Source organism: Janthinobacterium sp. BHSEK, from assembly GCF_056174685.1.
Genome location: NZ_JBWBYV010000169.1, coordinates 1 through 1,082, shown reverse-complemented (window position 1 = coordinate 1,082; position 1,082 = coordinate 1). Strand labels below are relative to the sequence as shown.

Annotated in this window: 1 protein-coding gene; it reads left to right on the top strand. The window is 64.8% G+C overall.

Annotation, left to right across the window (positions count from 1 at the left end):
- Positions 1-1,082, top strand: a 1,082-nt coding sequence (locus AC0V2Y_RS28000; protein WP_475418440.1) for a TonB-dependent siderophore receptor, incomplete at both ends; no start/stop codon positions are given.

Sequence of the window (1,082 nt, the reverse complement as noted above, 5' to 3'; positions counted from 1 at the left end):
TTGCCGGACAATTACACGCTGACGCGCAGCGCGCGCGCATTTTTTGAACGCCACGGCCAGTGGACCTCGGATGCGCAGTTGCAAGGCCGCGTGCGTGCGGGAAGCGCCGAGCACACGCTGCTGTTCGGCATCGACGCGACGCGCATCCGCCTCGCCGGCGAGGATTTTTCGGGACCGGCCCCCAGCCTCGACCTGCGCAAGCCCATCAATGTCTTGCCGGTGCCGGTGCCGGAGCCCTCTACCCTGGACCGCAGCAGCACGCAGATCACCGAGCAGCTTGGCCTTTACGCGCAGGACCAGATCAAGATCGACGGCCGCTGGGTGCTCACGCTCAGCGGCCGCCAGGACCGGGCAAAGTCCGAAACTACCGACCGCATCGGGAACGCCCGCCAGGATCAGGCCGACAATCAGTTCAGCGGCCGGGGCGGCTTGAGCTATCTGATCGGCAGTGGCTGGGCGCCGTATATCAGTTATGCCACCTCCTTCATGCCAAGCAGTGGCGTCGACAGCAACAGCAGGCCCCTGCAGCCGACGCGCGGCAAGCAGGTCGAGGCCGGCATCAAATACCAGCCGCAAGGTATGCGCACCTCGTTCACCGCCGCCATCTTCGACTTGCGCAAATCGAACGTGCTTACCACCGATCAGCTCACCTTGGATCAGCGCCAGATCGGTCTTGTCCGTTCGCGCGGCCTGGAACTGGAGGCAAAGGCCGAGCTGGCCCGCAGCCTGAACGTCATCGCCGCGTATACCGTGCTGGACATGAAGGTGCTGGAGAGTGCCGACCGGAGCGAATTTGGCAAGATGCCGATCCAGGTGCCGAAGCAATCGGCGTCCGTGTGGCTCGACTACGCCATGCACAACGGCATCGGCTTCGGCGGCGGCGTGCGCTATATCGGCAGGCGCTGGAACGACGTGGGCAATACCTCGGCCGAAGGCGGCGTCGCGCTGCTGGACGCCACGCTGCATTACACGACCGGCCCATGGCGCCTTGCGCTGTCGGCGCGCAATCTGGCTGACCGCCGCTACGCTGCCTCGCGCGCATATAACAGCTATTATCCTGGCAACGAACGCACGATGGTTGC